Annotated in this window: 12 protein-coding genes; 2 read left to right on the top strand and 10 right to left on the bottom strand. The window is 61.0% G+C overall.

Annotated features, from left to right (window positions below; genetic code table 11):
• Positions 1 to 9: 9 nt before the first annotated feature.
• The 5 genes from topA to B5F98_RS06010 are packed head-to-tail and all read right to left on the bottom strand — an operon-like array spanning position 10 to position 6,388.
• Positions 10 to 2,334: a type I DNA topoisomerase gene (topA, locus tag B5F98_RS06030; protein WP_087370358.1), complete on the bottom strand. Its 2,325-nt coding sequence runs from the start codon at positions 2,332 to 2,334 to the stop codon at positions 10 to 12.
• Positions 2,335 to 2,340: 6 nt separating this feature from the next.
• Entirely contained in the window at positions 2,341 to 3,585 is a 1,245-nt protein-coding gene (gene dprA / locus B5F98_RS06025; protein WP_087370356.1) for a DNA-processing protein DprA, read from the bottom strand.
• Between the two features lie 25 nt (positions 3,586 to 3,610).
• Positions 3,611 to 4,390 (bottom strand): RNA methyltransferase, encoded by a 780-nt coding sequence (locus B5F98_RS06020; RefSeq protein ID WP_242961609.1) that lies wholly within the window; start codon positions 4,388 to 4,390, stop codon positions 3,611 to 3,613.
• Positions 4,378 to 5,025 (bottom strand): TrkA family potassium uptake protein, encoded by a 648-nt coding sequence (locus B5F98_RS06015; protein ID WP_087229428.1) that lies wholly within the window; start codon positions 5,023 to 5,025, stop codon positions 4,378 to 4,380. Before B5F98_RS06015 ends, B5F98_RS06020 begins: the two co-directional genes overlap by 13 nt.
• 13 nt (positions 5,026 to 5,038) lie before the next feature.
• On the bottom strand, positions 5,039 to 6,388 hold the full coding sequence (locus B5F98_RS06010) for a potassium transporter TrkG (RefSeq protein WP_087229425.1): 1,350 nt from the start codon (positions 6,386 to 6,388) through the stop codon (positions 5,039 to 5,041).
• A gap of 450 nt (positions 6,389 to 6,838) precedes the next feature.
• Here B5F98_RS06010 and B5F98_RS06005 point away from each other — a divergent pair, with 450 nt between their 5' ends.
• Positions 6,839 to 7,108: a hypothetical protein gene (locus B5F98_RS06005; protein ID WP_087370354.1), complete on the top strand. Its 270-nt coding sequence runs from the start codon at positions 6,839 to 6,841 to the stop codon at positions 7,106 to 7,108.
• 44 nt (positions 7,109 to 7,152) lie between these two features.
• Here the strand turns inward: B5F98_RS06005 and srtB are convergent, their stop codons facing one another.
• The 5 genes from srtB to B5F98_RS05980 form a co-directional block, all read right to left on the bottom strand.
• Positions 7,153 to 7,956 carry a class B sortase gene (srtB, locus tag B5F98_RS06000; RefSeq protein ID WP_087370352.1) on the bottom strand — a complete coding sequence of 268 codons (804 nt, stop codon included), beginning with the start codon at positions 7,954 to 7,956 and terminating at the stop codon, positions 7,153 to 7,155.
• A 75-nt stretch (positions 7,957 to 8,031) separates the two neighbouring features.
• Positions 8,032 to 10,809: an SMC family ATPase gene (locus B5F98_RS05995; protein WP_087370351.1), complete on the bottom strand. Its 2,778-nt coding sequence runs from the start codon at positions 10,807 to 10,809 to the stop codon at positions 8,032 to 8,034.
• Complete coding sequence (locus B5F98_RS05990; RefSeq protein WP_087370349.1) at positions 10,806 to 11,945, bottom strand: exonuclease SbcCD subunit D; 1,140 nt, start codon at positions 11,943 to 11,945, stop codon at positions 10,806 to 10,808. Before B5F98_RS05990 ends, B5F98_RS05995 begins: the two co-directional genes overlap by 4 nt.
• Complete coding sequence (locus B5F98_RS05985; protein ID WP_087370347.1) at positions 11,942 to 12,511, bottom strand: DUF4886 domain-containing protein; 570 nt, start codon at positions 12,509 to 12,511, stop codon at positions 11,942 to 11,944. Before B5F98_RS05985 ends, B5F98_RS05990 begins: the two co-directional genes overlap by 4 nt.
• Positions 12,512 to 12,526: 15 nt before the next feature.
• Entirely contained in the window at positions 12,527 to 14,185 is a 1,659-nt protein-coding gene (locus B5F98_RS05980; protein WP_087370345.1) for an ABC transporter ATP-binding protein, read from the bottom strand.
• A 107-nt stretch (positions 14,186 to 14,292) separates the two neighbouring features.
• On the opposite strand from B5F98_RS05980, the gene B5F98_RS13100 reads away from it, so the two are divergent.
• Positions 14,293 to 14,507, top strand: a 215-nt coding sequence (locus tag B5F98_RS13100) for a hypothetical protein (protein ID WP_206418096.1), incomplete at its 3' end; no start/stop codon positions are given.

Here is a 14,507-nt window from a genome sequence, read left to right as displayed (position 1 = left end):
TCCTTTATCTCAGGCCTCGTCCGCTTCTTTGGCGGCTTTGGCCGTGGTTTTCTTGGTGGTCGTCTTCTTCGTGGTGGTTTTTTTGGCCGTGCTCTTCTTGGCGGTAGACTTTTTCGCCGTGGTCTTCTTCTTGGTCTCGCCCTCGGCCTGCTCCTGACCTTCCACCTGCTGGGCTGCCTCGCCCTCTTCGGTCTTCTTGCGGAAGCCGCCCCGCTTCTCTTCCGGTAGGAAGTTGGGACACTTCTCGTTGATGCAGAAGGGGCGCTTGTAGCCCCGGCCCGCTTTCTTGAACATGGTGTGGCCACACTCCGGGCAGCAGTCCTTCACAGGCACGTCCCAGGTGCGGAACTCACAGCGGCGGCTCTCGTCCTTACTGTTGAGGTGCTCGCAGCAGTAGTAGGTGTACTGCTTGTGGGTCTTCTTGCTGGTTCCGGTGCGCTTGACCAGGCGGCCGCCGCACAGGGGGCACTTGCCCGGCATCTCCACCACCAGAGGCATGGTGAAGTTGCACTCCGGCCAACCGGGACAGGCCAGAAAGCGGCCAAACCGCCCGGACTTCACCACCAGGTTGCGCCCGCACTCGGGGCAGATCTCCTCGGAAACCTCGTCGGGGACCTTGATGCGCTCCCCGTCCAGCTCGCTCTCCGCCTTCTTCATCTCCTGGTCAAAGTCGGTGTAGAAGTCGGACAGCACCTGCTTCCAGTTCACCTCGCCGGTCTCCACCTTGTCCAGCCGCTCCTCCATCTGGGCGGTAAAGGCGGGGTCCACAATGTCGGAGAATTTGTCCTTCATCAGCCCCGTGACCACTTCTCCCAGAGGGGTGGGCCGCAGGTGCTTGCCCTCCTTGACCACGTACTCCCGGTCGGTGATGGTGGAGATGGTGGGGGCATAGGTGGAGGGTCGGCCAATGCCCTTCTCCTCCAGAGCCCGGATGAGGGTGGCCTCGGTGAATCGGGCGGGGGGCTGGGTGAAGTGCTGAGAGGGGCTCAGGTCATCCAGACGCAGAGCCTCCCCCTCCTTCAAGTCGGGCAGCGGAGACTGAGGCGCCTCGTCCTCATCGTCCCGGCTCTCCTCATACACGGCAGTGAAGCCGGAGAACTTGATGGAGGAGTGGCTGGCCCGGAACTGGTACCCGGCGCTCTCCACCTCAATGGACACGCTGTCATAGACGGCCTGGGCCATCTGGCAGGCCAGAAACCGGCTCCAGATGAGCTTGTACAGCCGATACTGCTCGCTGGTCAGGTCCTTCTTCAACTGCTCCGGGGTGAGGTTCACATCCGAGGGACGGATGGCCTCGTGGGCGTCCTGGGCAGAGTCCTTGGCCTTGAAGCGGCGGGTCTTTTCGGGATAATAGTCCTTGCCGTACCGAGCCTCGATGAAGGTCTTGGCGGAAGCCAGAGCCTCCTCAGACAGGCGCAGAGAGTCGGTTCTCATGTAGGTAATCAGACCCACGGTGCCCTCTCCGGTGATGTCCACGCCCTCATACAGCTGCTGGGCCACGGACATGGTGCGCCGAGGGGTCATGTTCAGCTTTCGAGAGGCCTCCTGCTGCAAGGTGGAGGTGATAAAGGGCGGGGCGGGGTTACGCTTTTTGTCCTGGCGCTTGACTGCCCGCACTGTGAAGGTGTCTGCCTTCACAGCATCCATGACCTCCTGCACCTCCTGGGCGTTGCCCAGTTCCATCTTCTTGTCCCGGCCGTAGAACTCCGCCCGGAAGGCCCCGATGTTGGGGGCGATGCGGCCCAGGTCGGCGGTGATGGACCAGTACTCCTTGGGCACGAAGGCGCGAATCTCCTCCTCCCGCTCCACCACCAGACGGGTGGCCACGGACTGCACACGGCCCGCAGACAGGCCACGGCGGATCTTCTTCCACAGCAAGGGGGAGAGCTGATAGCCTACGATGCGGTCCAGAATACGCCGGGCCTGCTGGGCGTCCACCAGGTTCTGGTCGATCTCCCGGGGGGACGCGATGGACTCGGTGACCACCTTGCGGGTGATCTCGTTGAAGGTCACCCGGCAGGTCTTCTCCTTGGGTACTCCAAGCACCGACTGCAAGTGCCAGGAGATGGCCTCTCCCTCTCGGTCAGGGTCGGTGGCCAGATAGACACGCTGGCTGTCCTTGGCGGCCTTTCTCAGCTCAGAAATGGTCTCTTCCTTATCCTTAATATCCTGATAGTCCGGCTCGAAGGTGGTCACGTCCACGCCCAGCTTGCTCTTGGGCAGGTCCCGCACGTGGCCCATGGACGCCTTCACCTGATAGTCCGGTCCCAAATATTTTCCAATGGTTTTTGCCTTAGCTGGTGACTCTACAATCACCAAATTCGTATTTCCCATAGATTCTTACTCCATTTTCAGTTTCACCGCTGCCCGGAATCGCTTGTCCTTTCCCTGGGTCACGTACCCTTGCAGCTGCAACATGGTCAGAGCAGCCAGAACCTGTCTGGCAGAGCGCTGGGTGTGCTCCACCAGGCCGTCCGCTCCCTTGGCTCCCTCTTGCAGAGCCAGGAGCACCACCTGCTCGTCATCGGTCAGGTTTTTCCGGCACTCCTTCCAGTCAATATATTCCATGCTTTCGGGATTGTCAACCTCTTTTTCCGCAGCGGGGGCTGTTTTGGGGGAAACGGGAGCCGGTTGTACCTGCTCCAACTGCTGCAATCTCTGCTCCACCACCTGGGGGTTCAGAGGGGGCTGTACCCCTAATTTTTCCGGGAAGCGATCCCGCCATTCACACAAGATATCCTCCCCACAGGTCACCAGTTTGGCGGCTCCCTCCTGGATGAGGCGGTTGGTACCCTCACTGGCTGGGGCGTCAATGGCACCGGGCACTGCGTATACGTCCCGGTTCTGGTCCAGAGCATGGCTGGCTGTGATGAGAGCGCCGCCCCGCCGGGGACTCTCCACCACCACAACGCCCAGAGACAGGCCGCTGATGATGCGGTTGCGCACTGGGAAGTGGCTGCCCTTGTGCTCGGTCCCTGGGGGATATTCCGAGAGAAGGAGCCCGGAGGCCGCCACATCCTCGTAGAGAAATCGGTGGTACCGGGGATAAATAACGTCCAGCCCTCCGGCCAGTACGCTCACCACCGTGCCCCCGGCCATGAGCGCTCCCCGGATGGAGGCCGCGTCAATGCCCTGGGCCATACCGGACACCACCATAGCGCCGCCGTGGGTCAGCTCCATGGCCAGCTTTCCCGCCACCCGCTCCCCGTAAGGGGTACAGCTGCGGGTGCCCACCATGGCAATGGCCACCTGGTCGTCCAGAGAGATGGGGCGTCCCTTGGCGTAGAGCACCAAGGGCGGCTGGGGGATGTTCTCCAAGCGCTGGGGATACACCGCATCCTGACGGGTCATCACCCGGATGCCCAGCTGGTCGCAGCGGTCCAAAATCCGCTCCACCTCTCTCATGGACTTGTCCTTGAGAGAGGATCGGGCCAGACCGCTGAGCCCGGTGAGTTCATCCACGTCCTTGGCATGGGCGTAGTATACCCGCTCCGGCCCGCCGAAGTGGTCCAGCACCCGCTGCATAGTGACCCCCGCCAGGCCTCGCCGGGTGGACAACCACACCCAGTATTTCAAGTGGGACACCGTTCCCCGCCCCCTTCTCTCTCCTTTATAATTGGTCTCTGGCCATCTCCCAGAGCACCACCGACGCCGCAACGGCGGCGTTGAGGGATTCGCATCGCTCCACCATGGGAATTTTCACCGTCTTCTCACACAGCTGCAAGCTCAGGTCGGACACGCCCCGGCCCTCGCTGCCGATGATGACGCCGCTGCGGGTCAGAGAGACCTGCCGCACGTCCACGGTGTCCTCCTGCAGGGCTGTGGCGTACAGAGGAATGTCCGCTGCCCGGAGCCGTGCCGCCGCCTGCTCCAGGGTGCACTCCCACACGGGCAGGCGGAACGCCGCCCCCATAGTGGACCGCACCGTCTTGGGGCTCCAGGGGTCGGCACAGCCGGAGCACAGAATGAGGCCATCCGCCCCAAAGGCGTCAGCGGTGCGCCAGATGGTGCCCACATTGCCCGGGTCCTGCACCCCGTCCAAAATGAGGTAGCGGTTCCCCGTCAGCTGCTCCGGCAGTTCCCGAGCGGGGGTACGGCAGACAAACACCACTCCCTGGGGGGTCTGGGTCTGGGCCACCGCCTCCAGCAGAGAGTCCGGTACCTCCACCACCCGCACGTCGTCGGGCAGCTGGGGCAGGGTGACCCCGGAGGCGTACACCACCGTCTCCAGGGGAATGCGCCAGCGCACCGCCTCCTGAAGCAGCTTGGGCCCCTCCCCCACGAATACGCCCTCCTCCCGGCGGGCGCTGCGCTTGCTGCCCAGCTTGCGCAGCCGGGTGACCAGGGGGTTGGAGCGGCTGGATATCACTTCATGTCTCATTTGTCGCATATCTTGGCAATGTCCTCGTCCCGGCCCAGCACCATCATCTTGTCATTGGGGAAAAGCACATAGTCTGCCCCCGGGGAGACGTTGACCTCCTGGCCCCGGCGCACGGCGATGACGTTCAGGGCGTACTTGGCCCGGATGTCCAGGTCCCGGATGGTCTTGCCCTGCCAAGCAGCGGGCAGGTCCACCTCCACGATGCCGTAGTCCTCGGACAGTTCGATGTAGTTGAGGATGTTGGAGCGGGCCAGACCCTGAGCCACCTTGATGCCCATCTCATGCTCGGGGAACACCACATGGTCCGCCCCCACCTTCTCCAGCAGGCGCTGGTGGACGTGGCTCATAGCCTTACACACCACACGGGGCACCCCGGCCTCTTTCAGGCGCATGGTAATGAGGGCGCTGCTGCCCACGTCGTTACCCACAGCCACCACGGCACAGTCGTACTCGCCAATCCCCAGGGCGTTGAGCACCGCCGGGTCTCGGGCATCGCCCACCACGGCGTGGGTCACCAGGTCGGCTACACTCTGCACCCGATCCCGGTCCGTGTCCACGGCCAACACGTCATGGCCTACCTCGAACAACTCTCTGGCCACCGCCGTTCCAAACCGGCCCAGGCCAAACACTGCAAAATTCTTCACGTCAATTCCTCCATTAACCGATCATAACGTCACTTTCCGGATAGCTAATGCGGCTCTGCCGCCCACCCTGGGTCAAGAATGCCACGGACAGAGAGAGCACACCCACACGGCCCAAGTACATCATCGCCACCAGCAACAGGTGGGAGAAGGTGGACAGGGTTGGGGTGATTCCGGTGGTCAGACCCACCGTGCCCAGAGCGGAGGCCGTCTCAAAGGCGGCAGACAAATAGGGCACCTCGTCCACCACCGAGATGGTGATGGAGGAGAACAGGAACATCACAGACACCACCAGCACCAAGGTCACGGCGGAGAGCACCTTGGTCAGGGGGATGGTGCGGCCCCGGATGGTCACCTCGCTGCGGCCGTGGAGCCCGGCCCGCATGGCCAGCACCAGCACGCCCAAGGTTACGGTCTTAATACCACCAGCGGTGGACCCGGCCGAGCCGCCCACCAGCATGAAGAGGACACACACAAACTGGGACACCTCTCGCAGTCCGCCCTGAGAAATGCTCAAAAAGCCAGCGGTACGCAGGGTGATGGACTGGAACAGGGCGTTGAGCCCCTGCTGCCACCAGGGCATTCCCCCCAGCGTCTCAGGGTTGTCATGCTCCACCAGCAGGAAAAACAGCATGCCTCCCACAATGAGGGATGCCGTGATGACAATCACCATCTGGCTGTACAGGGACAGGCGGTGGAAGGACTTCTTGTGTATGATCTCCTTCCACACAAAAAAGCCCAGGCCGCCGCACACAATCAGGCAGGCCACCGTGAGCAGCACCACTGGATTGTCGGAATAGGTGGACAGGCTGCCCAAGCCGTCCGGGCCCAGCAGGTCAAAGCCCGCATTACAGAAGGCGGACACGGCGGTGAATACGCCCTTCCAAATGGCCCCCAGGCCATAGCGGGGCCAGAAACACGCCGTGAGCACAATGGCGCCCATGCCCTCCACCAGGAAGGTCAGACGGAACGCTCCGCCCACCAATCGGGCCACGTCATGCATGTCGTTGAGGTTAAACGCGGACACCATCATCAGCCGCTGACTCAAAGACATGCGCTTTTTCACCAGGCTGGCCAACAGGAAAATCACACTCATAAAGCCCAGGCCGCCCAGCTGAATCAGGGCCAAGATGACAACTTGTCCAAATAAGGTAAATTGCGTCAGCGTGTCCACCACGATCAGGCCCGTCACACAGGTGGCGGACGTGGCGGTGAACAGGGCCGTGATGGGCCCACAGCTCACCCCAGACCGGGACGAAATGGGGAGCATCAATAACAGTGCTCCCATCAGAATGACTCCAGCAAACGATAAGGCGATGACTCTGGTGGAATTGACCACCCGTCTCCGCCGCCCTCTGCCACTCATGTTCCACACCTCTCCATTCCATAGGAAAGACATACCGTCAGAGCCCTCTGCCGGTATACCTTTGCGCAGATCTGTTCAAACACGGGCCGACGAGTTCACATCGTTGCTTCATGGTTCTCGCCCTCCCCGTTTCTGATTGGGAAACTCTGACGGTTTCCCTTTCTTTTTCGCCCGCACTCGCTTCTTCGCAGGCGATCCCCTACATTGTACAAATAACCTTGGAAAATTTCAACCCCTTTGTTCCCATCCCCGCCAACTCCTGCATTTTGTGGAATCTCCCCGCATTTTTCAATCACCCTATATCTTGCATGATGCAAATTATGTATTGATTCCAGGTCCTCTCAGGCGTATAATTAAGTATCATAATCACAGGCTTATTGGGAGAAACCGCGGAAAACCATCTGGTTTTCCGTGGTTTCCTTCCTGCCTAAAAAGGAGACTTCATATTATATGGATGGACGAAAATTTTGCTGCCGGATTTTGTTTTATGTGCTGGGCCTGTTTGTCATGGCCTTTGGGGTCACCTTCGCGGCCAACTCCAACCTGGGAATGTCGCCGGTGAACTCCATTCCCGCCGTACTCAGCGCCATCACCAACATCGAGATGGGCACCATTGTCAGCGCCGTGGGCGTGGGGACCGTCATGGGTCCCGTTCAGAAGGTGGTCCTCCCTCCCATCCGCCGCATCTGCTTCAGCTCCTCGGCCGAGGTGGCCCAATAATTACAAAAATGCCCCGAGAGGCTTGAAGCCTCTCGGGGCATTTGTTATCCGTTGACCTCAGCAGGCACCAAGCGGGCATGCAGGACAAAACGAGCATTTTCAAAGGCGGAGCTACAGGTGGACAGGGTGACAATCCGGTCCTCCTCCCGCAGCTGCACATCGGTGGTAAAGGCAGAACGGCCCTGGATATCCTCCAGCCAGCTGGTAAAGCTGCCCTCCTCGGTGAAGTTCAGCTGCCAGGCGTTGGTGTCCACGCTGCTGACATAGCCGGAGAAGAATTGCAGCAGATAGGTCTGGTCGGGGGTCATCAGGTAGCCCACCGTGTGCTCCTCATAGAAGCTCTGGTCGGCATAGTGGCGCAGGTCGTTGAACATGGTCTTGTTGTTCATCTGGTGGCCGTAGATGATGGTATGGGGGTCGGTGAGGTCTGCCTCGTTGCGGTAGTCCATGAAAATGGCGCCCGCACTGTTCCACTTACCGGTGAACAGGCGGTTGAGGTAGTACTCATTGTCCGAACCCTGCACCACAGGATAGTTGACATGGGTGCCGGGAATGTAAATCCAGGCCATCACGTCCGGGTTAATCCCCTTCAAGGAATTAAAATCCACCACCGGGAACTGATTCAAATTCTCGGTAGCCTGGGGGGCCGGAGTGCCATCCGGGTTCTCTTCCTCGCCGGACTCGGAGGGAATCACAGGCAGCTCGCTGGGGATGCTCACAAACTGCTCCAGCTCTCCATAGGCGTCCTCGCCCTCCTTGTACTCTGACATGATGCTCCAAATCTTATACCCTGACACCGCCATCACAACAATGAGGATGGCGCAGATAATTCGATACAACCACTTCATGCGTACCCTTCTTTCCCTGTGGTAAAATTGAACGTATTTACCATACCATAACTGTAGGCAAATTTCAATGCTGTGTCACACCATAATCTCCACCCGGCTGCCTCCGGTGCGGTCCTTGCGCACCACGATCTGCTTGTCGATTTTCTCCTTGAGCTCGGACACATGGGAGATGATGCCCACCAGGCGGTTGCCCTGGGCCAAATCTCCCAGCGCCCCCATGGCCTTCCCCAGGGACTCCTCGTCCAAGGAGCCGAAGCCCTCGTCCACGAACATGGTGTCCAGGCGGATACCCCCTGCGGAGGACTGGATTTCATCGGACAGCCCCAGAGCCAGGGCCAAAGAGGCCTGGAAGGACTCGCCCCCGGACAGAGACTTGACGCTGCGCTCGGTGCCGTTGTAGTGGTCGATGACATCCATCTCCAGGCCGCTCTGGCCCCGGCTGCCCGCCGCCTCCCGGCGGCGCTTTAGCTCGTACTGGCCCCCGGTCATCACCAGCAGCCGCAGGTTAGCTCTGCGGAGGATGCGGTCAAAGAAGGTCATCTGCACATAGGTCTCCAGGGCGATTTTCTCCTTCCCCGGCAAGGTGCCGTTGACGGTGTTGGACAACGTGCGCACCCAGGTATACCGCTGCTCCAACTGGGCGAGCTGGGCGGTCTTTCCCTGGATTTGTTCCAAGGCAGTGCGGTTGGTAGTAATGCGGGTGTGGAGCTCCCGCTGAATAGCAGTCAACTGGGCACGCCGCAGGGTCAGCTCCTGGCTGCGGGCCCGCTGGGTCTCCACATCCATCGGCTGGCTCTGCTCCACCAGGTGGGTCAGCTGCTTCACCGCCTCCTCTGCCCCGGTCAGGGCCAGTTGGGCGGCATTGGCCCGCCGCTGAGCCTGAGTTTGAGCCTCCTCCAGCCGCTGGAGCTTCCCTTTCAGGTCACTCTGCTCCTGTCTGGCCTGTTCCGCCTGAGGGTAGCGCAGCTGCCCTTCCAGGGTGTGAATCTGCCCCTGCAGCTCTTCCCGTCGGCTGTTCGCTCCTGCCAGCTGCTCCCGAGCGGAGGCTATGGCCCGCTCCAGCTCCCCCAGCCGCTGCTCTTGCTGGGGAATTTGAGTGTCCAGCTGTCGCTTGCGCGCCAAGGCAGCCTCCACCTGGCGCAGCTGTCCCCTCACCTGGTCCAATGCCTCCTGGGCTTTCCTCTGGGCCTCCCGAATGGCTTGGGCCACCTGGTCCAAAGGCTGGTCTGCCCCCTGCTCTGGCAGCACGTGGGCCATTTGACTGCGCAGACGCTGCTCCCGCTCCTCCAGAGCTGTACGGGCCTTTCCCGCCTCCACACTCCAGGTGCTGGCGGTCTGCTGGGCCGTCTCCCAGGCCTGCTTGGCCCGGTTTAACTCCTCTTCGGTGGGTGCCCCCTGGGAGAGTTGGGCAGGGGCGGGGTGAGTCAGAGACCCGCACACGGGACAGGGCTGGCCCTCTGCCAGCTGCTGGGCTAAAATTCCCGCCTGCTCATCCAAAAAGGCCTGATTTTTCCCGGTGTAGTCCTCTTGAGCCGCTTGTGCCTTCTGCCGGGCCACACCATAGCGTTTCTGGGCATTCTCCAAGTTTACACGGGCCTGACGGCATCCTGCCAGCAGGGTGCTTAATTCCTCCAGCTGCTGGCTCTGTTCCTGGGCCCGGGTCTGCTGCCCCAGCAGCCGCTCCCGCTGGGCTCCTGCCTCTTCCAGGCCCGCCCGCTCCTGTCGTCCCTGCTCCAGCTTCTTCTCCCGCTGCTTCTGCTCGCTCTCCTGCTCCTCCAGCCAGGTGCTCTGTTGTCGGATGCTCTGGGTTTGAGCCGTAAGATTCTGGCGCAGCTGCTCCAGCTCCTGATACCGGGGCAACTCCGCTTCCAGGTCCGCCAACTGGGCCCGCAGGCCTTCCAACTGTGGTGCCTGTGCCGTCTGGGCCTCCAGCTGCTGTTGCGCCGCCTCCCACTGGGCGGCGCAGGTCTCCCGCCGGACTTGGGCCTCTTCCAGCTGGCTTTGGGCCTTTTCCAGCTCCTCCGCCTTAGCCAACAGGGCGGTGACAGCCTTCCACTCTCCGTCCAGCTGTTCCAGCTCCTCACTGCACTGGGTGTCCCGCTCCCGGTCCTGCTCCAAGAGGGCCTCCAGAAGTTCCACCGTCTCCTGAATGGGCAGCTCTCCCGCCCAGGCCCGCTCCCACTGAGGGTACATCGGGTCCTCCCGGGGGCAGAGCACCCCGTCGATGTACTGCTTGACGCTGGCCCGGGCCGCCTCACACTCCCTCTGTAGAGCGCCGCTCTCGCTTTTCACCTTCTCCTGGAACACCATGTACCCTCGGGTGGGGAAGAGCTTGCGAAAAATCTCCTGTCTGCTGCGGGTGTCCGCCAGCAGCAGCTTGAGAAAGTCGCCCTGGGCAATCATGGCGATCTGGGCAAACTGGCTGCGGTCCAGTCCGATGATGTTCACGATCTCCCCGGTAACCTCCCGGGTCTTGGTGACCAGGCGGCCGTCAGGGAGGTGCAGCTCCGCCTCCGCCCGCTGGAGGGTGGTGCCGCCCCCTCGCTTGGCGGGGCGCTCATACTCCGGGGAACGCCGGACGGTGTAGGTCTTCCCGCTGTAGGAGAACACCAGCTCCACCCAGGTGGGGGTGTCCGGCTGGGCGTACTTGGAGCGGAACATAGATGGGTCCCGGTTGTCCCCGCTGGGCTCCCCATACAACGCATAGGTGATGGCATCAAAGAGGGTGGTCTTCCCCGCCCCGGTGTCTCCGGTGATGAGGTACAGCCCCCGCTCTCCCAGCTGTTCCAGGGGAATTTCCACCTGCCCGGCGTAAGGGCCGAAGGCGGACAAGGTCAAGTGTAATGGTCTCATCTCTCACCCTCCCAAATGGATTCCATCAATTTCTGGGCAAAGGTCCGCTGCTCCTCCCCCATGGGCTGCCCGTTTTGCAGGGCGTAAAACTGGTCCAGCAGTTCCAGCGGGGACTTCTTCTCCTGGTCTTCCTCCATCTCAATGGAATGCTCTGCCCGGGTGCGGCAATTGTCATAGTCCAGCTTCATCAAGTGGGGATATATGATCCGCAGCTTGGCCATTCCGTCGGGGATGTCCTCCTCGTCGGTGAGGGTGATATGGACATAGTCCTGGGGATAGCGGGTGCCCTGGTAGAAGTCCCGGAGGGTGAGCTGCTCATAACTGCCCCGCAACTCCACCAGGTCCCGCAGCGGGGTGAGGGGCACGGTGCGCACCGCCACATTTCCCTTCTCCCCCAGCTCCACCACCGTCACAGACTTGTGGTGTCCCGCCTCGGAAAAGGAGTATTTCAGAGGGGTACCACAGTAGCGCACCGTCTCCCGCCCCACCGTCTGGGGCCCGTGGAGGTGGCCCAGGGCCACGTAGTCGAAGGGGTCAAAAGCGGACACATCCACCTGGTCGCTGCCCCCCACCGACACCTCTTCCGAGTCGCACCGGGTGGCCCCGGTGACAAACTGGTGGGTCACCAGGATATTCCGCTGCCCCCGGTCCACCTCCATGGCCTGGATGGCGGTGGTGACCGCGTCGGTGTAGCTGGCGATCTCCTGGTCCGGGAAGTATCGCCGCACATAGGCGGGCTTGACAAAGGGGAGCAGATAGATATGCACTTGGCCATACTCATCGGCGAGGGTATACACCGCCGCCGTGCCGTTGTACACCGGGGCGATGTGGATGCCGCTTTGCTCCATCAGCCGCCCGCCAAAGGCCATGCGTTCCGGGGAGTCATGGTTGCCGCTGATGAGATAGACCTGGAGCCCCCGCCGGGACAGCTGGACCAGGAAGTCGTCCAGCAGGGCCACTGCCTCCGCTGTGGGCACCGACTTGTCGTACACGTCCCCGGCGATGAGCACCCCCTGGGGCTGCTCATCCTCTACAATGCGTATAATTTCTTTTAAAATATACTGTTGGTCCTCCAGCATGGAATATTCGTTGACCCGCTTTCCCAGGTGCAGGTCGGACAAATGGATGAATTTCATACGTCTTCGGTCCCCCGCTGGATGGTCTGGGCCAGCACCTGGGCGGCCAGGCGGGAGCCCGCCTCACTGGGGTGGTAGCTGTCCTGGGCGTACAGCTTCTGTTGGTCCGCCAGCTGGTAAAACCGGGTACCCACATCCGCCATCAACGCCCCGGTGTCCTGGGCCGCCTGGGCGTAGGCCTGGTGGAGCTGCTGGTACATCTGGTCGTAGTCCATGCCAAAGGCCCGGAGCTTCGCCCCGCCCCGTTGATAGGCCCAGGTGGCGTAGAGCACCGGTACCGCTCCATTGGCCCGAATCTGCTCACACAGGCGGGTGACGCTGCTGAAAAAGGACGCCGGACTGGTGATGGGGCCGTTGCTCATCTCCTGGAGTACCACATAGTCCCATTTCTCCTCCCGCAGCGCCGCCTGGGTGGCGGCCCCCATCCGGGTGTTGGGGTTGAGCTGCTCGGACAGGCGCGCCCCACCCCGGGTGTGGGCCACCACCTCCGCCCCAGTGAGCTCAGCCAGCATGTCCGGCATATCGTTAAAAAAGGTAAAGCTGTTTCCCAGCATTAGAATTCTCATGGATGTTCCCTTCTTTCATGGTATGGGTTCTTCCTCCAGCATGCCCCCGTGGAGATGGAGCATCTTGTGGGCCATCTCCACCGTGGAGGGGTGGAGGATATGGGACACGGCAATCACCGTCAGGTGAGGGATGGAGAAAATCAGTGTCTCAATCTCCTGGGCGGTGGCCGGGTCCAAGTGGGAGGTGCCCTCGTCCACCAGTAAAATCTCTGGTTTCGAGAGCAGGGCCCGGGCAATGGCCAGCCGCTGCTTTTCTCCGCCGGAGAGGAAGGAGGCGTTCTCCCCGATGGGGGTGTGGACCCCCTGGGGCAGCCGGGCCACCATTTGGGCAAGCCCCGCTTTGTCCAAAGCCTCCATCACCTGCTCCTGGGTGTAATCCCGGTAGAGCCGCACGTTTTCCAGGATGGTGTCATCAAAGAGGAATGGCTCTTGGGGAATACAGCACAGTTTGGCGGCATAGGCTGTCCGGTCTACCTGCTCCACATCCACCCCGTCCAGGGTCACAGCCCCGGCCTGGGGCGGCAGCAGCCGCTGCAAGAGTTTCAGCAGGGTGGATTTTCCGCAGCCAGACTCCCCGTGGATGATGTACTTTTTCCCCTTTTCAAAGGCGTAGCTCTGGCCGCTGAGCAGCGTGCGATCCCCATAGGAGAAGGTGACGTGGTCCAGGGACAGGCTGTGGGCAAAGGGGCCGGGTTGGACACCCCCTTGGGGACGCTGAGGCCCTGTCACCAGCTGCACATACTGCCCCACCACCTTCAGGGCCGATTTCAGCTCGGCAATGTCCCCGCTGATGGTGGTCAGCGGAGAGGCAATGTACACCATCAGCTGGGCAGCGGCAATGATGGCAGGCACACCCAGGTGTCCGGTGAGGGTGAGAACGGCACCGATGACATAGATACCCAGGTACATCACGTTGCCGATGGCAAAGGACACCTCATAGGACATGGCGTTGATCAGTTTGGAGTCGCTGCGGGCCCGCTCGGTTTCCACGCTCTTCTTCCGGTGCCGCCCGGTGAGAAATCCCAAAATCTGATACAGGGTGGAGGTCTCATAGGACAACAGGTCCTCTTTAGCGGTGACCATATACCCCTCGTTGCACTGAGCGTAATAACGCCCCTTCTCCGTGATCTTCTTGGAGAAAATGACGGGTACCACCATCTGCAATCCCGCCAGCAGCAGGACGTACATCCCCAGCCAGGGGCTCAGCCATATCATGGCCACGGTGGCCACCACAAACTTTAACACCTCGGGATAGAGGCGCAACAGAGCGGTGAAATAGGACTCCCGGACGATCTCCATGTTGCTGGTCAGCTCCGCCAGGTACTCCGCGGAATTGTTCTCCCGAAACTTGGGATAGGGCAGATACATCACATGCTCATAGACGTCCTGCTTCAAGGCGGCAATCACCCGGCCCAACAGCAAAATCCGGGCCCGTTTCACGCCGTAGCCCACCCCGAAGCCCAGCAGCACATAGAGGGCGTAAAGGCCCACATACCGCCCCATGTCCTGCACTTGGCCGGACATGGCATAGTCCACAGCAGAGGCCATAGCCGCCGCCAAGCCGATCTCCACCAGAGCGTTGAGGGGCGCCAACAGGAGATACAGGGCCAGGTGTCCTTTTCCCTGTCTGAGATAGGTAAAAAACAGCCACAGGGGGCGCTTTCTCTCGTTCATCTTGTTCCTCTCTTTCTCGCAAGGGTTCCACACACAGATACCGTTTGATTATAGCACACCCGCCCCCATCCATGAAGGGTAAGTTTCCTCCCGGCTCAACCGGACGCATGAGACAAAAAGAGATGGGCCTGTTGCAAAATAGGCCAGAACAACAAAACGAGAGGCTAACCTTTTTGGGGGTTGGCCTCTCGTTTCATTTGCTTTACAATTTGTTTATGCAGACAAATTATAACAAGCAAGATCAGTGTACCGTATATGAGTGCCACGGTCAACTGGTATTTGCATTGAACTCACAAAAAATATTACCGGAGAACGCACCCGT

This window comes from Pseudoflavonifractor sp. An44, from assembly GCF_002161675.1.
GTDB lineage: Bacteria > Bacillota > Clostridia > Oscillospirales > Oscillospiraceae > Enterenecus > Enterenecus faecium.
Note: the sequence above shows the minus strand (reverse complement) of the source record. Positions and strands in the feature narration are given on the sequence as shown.

Coding starts and splice junctions, on each gene's coding strand:
- topA (WP_087370358.1), bottom strand. CDS start 2,334: ATGGGAAATACGAATTTGGTGATTGTAGAGTCACCAGCTAAGGCAAAA.
- B5F98_RS06020 (WP_242961609.1), bottom strand. CDS start 4,390: ATGCGACAAATGAGACATGAAGTGATATCCAGCCGCTCCAACCCCCTG.
- B5F98_RS06010 (WP_087229425.1), bottom strand. CDS start 6,388: ATGAGTGGCAGAGGGCGGCGGAGACGGGTGGTCAATTCCACCAGAGTC.
- B5F98_RS06005 (WP_087370354.1), top strand. CDS start 6,839: ATGGATGGACGAAAATTTTGCTGCCGGATTTTGTTTTATGTGCTGGGC.
- srtB (WP_087370352.1), bottom strand. CDS start 7,956: ATGAAGTGGTTGTATCGAATTATCTGCGCCATCCTCATTGTTGTGATG.
- B5F98_RS05995 (WP_087370351.1), bottom strand. CDS start 10,809: ATGAGACCATTACACTTGACCTTGTCCGCCTTCGGCCCTTACGCCGGG.
- B5F98_RS05990 (WP_087370349.1), bottom strand. CDS start 11,945: ATGAAATTCATCCATTTGTCCGACCTGCACCTGGGAAAGCGGGTCAAC.
- B5F98_RS05985 (WP_087370347.1), bottom strand. CDS start 12,511: ATGAGAATTCTAATGCTGGGAAACAGCTTTACCTTTTTTAACGATATG.
- B5F98_RS05980 (WP_087370345.1), bottom strand. CDS start 14,185: ATGAACGAGAGAAAGCGCCCCCTGTGGCTGTTTTTTACCTATCTCAGA.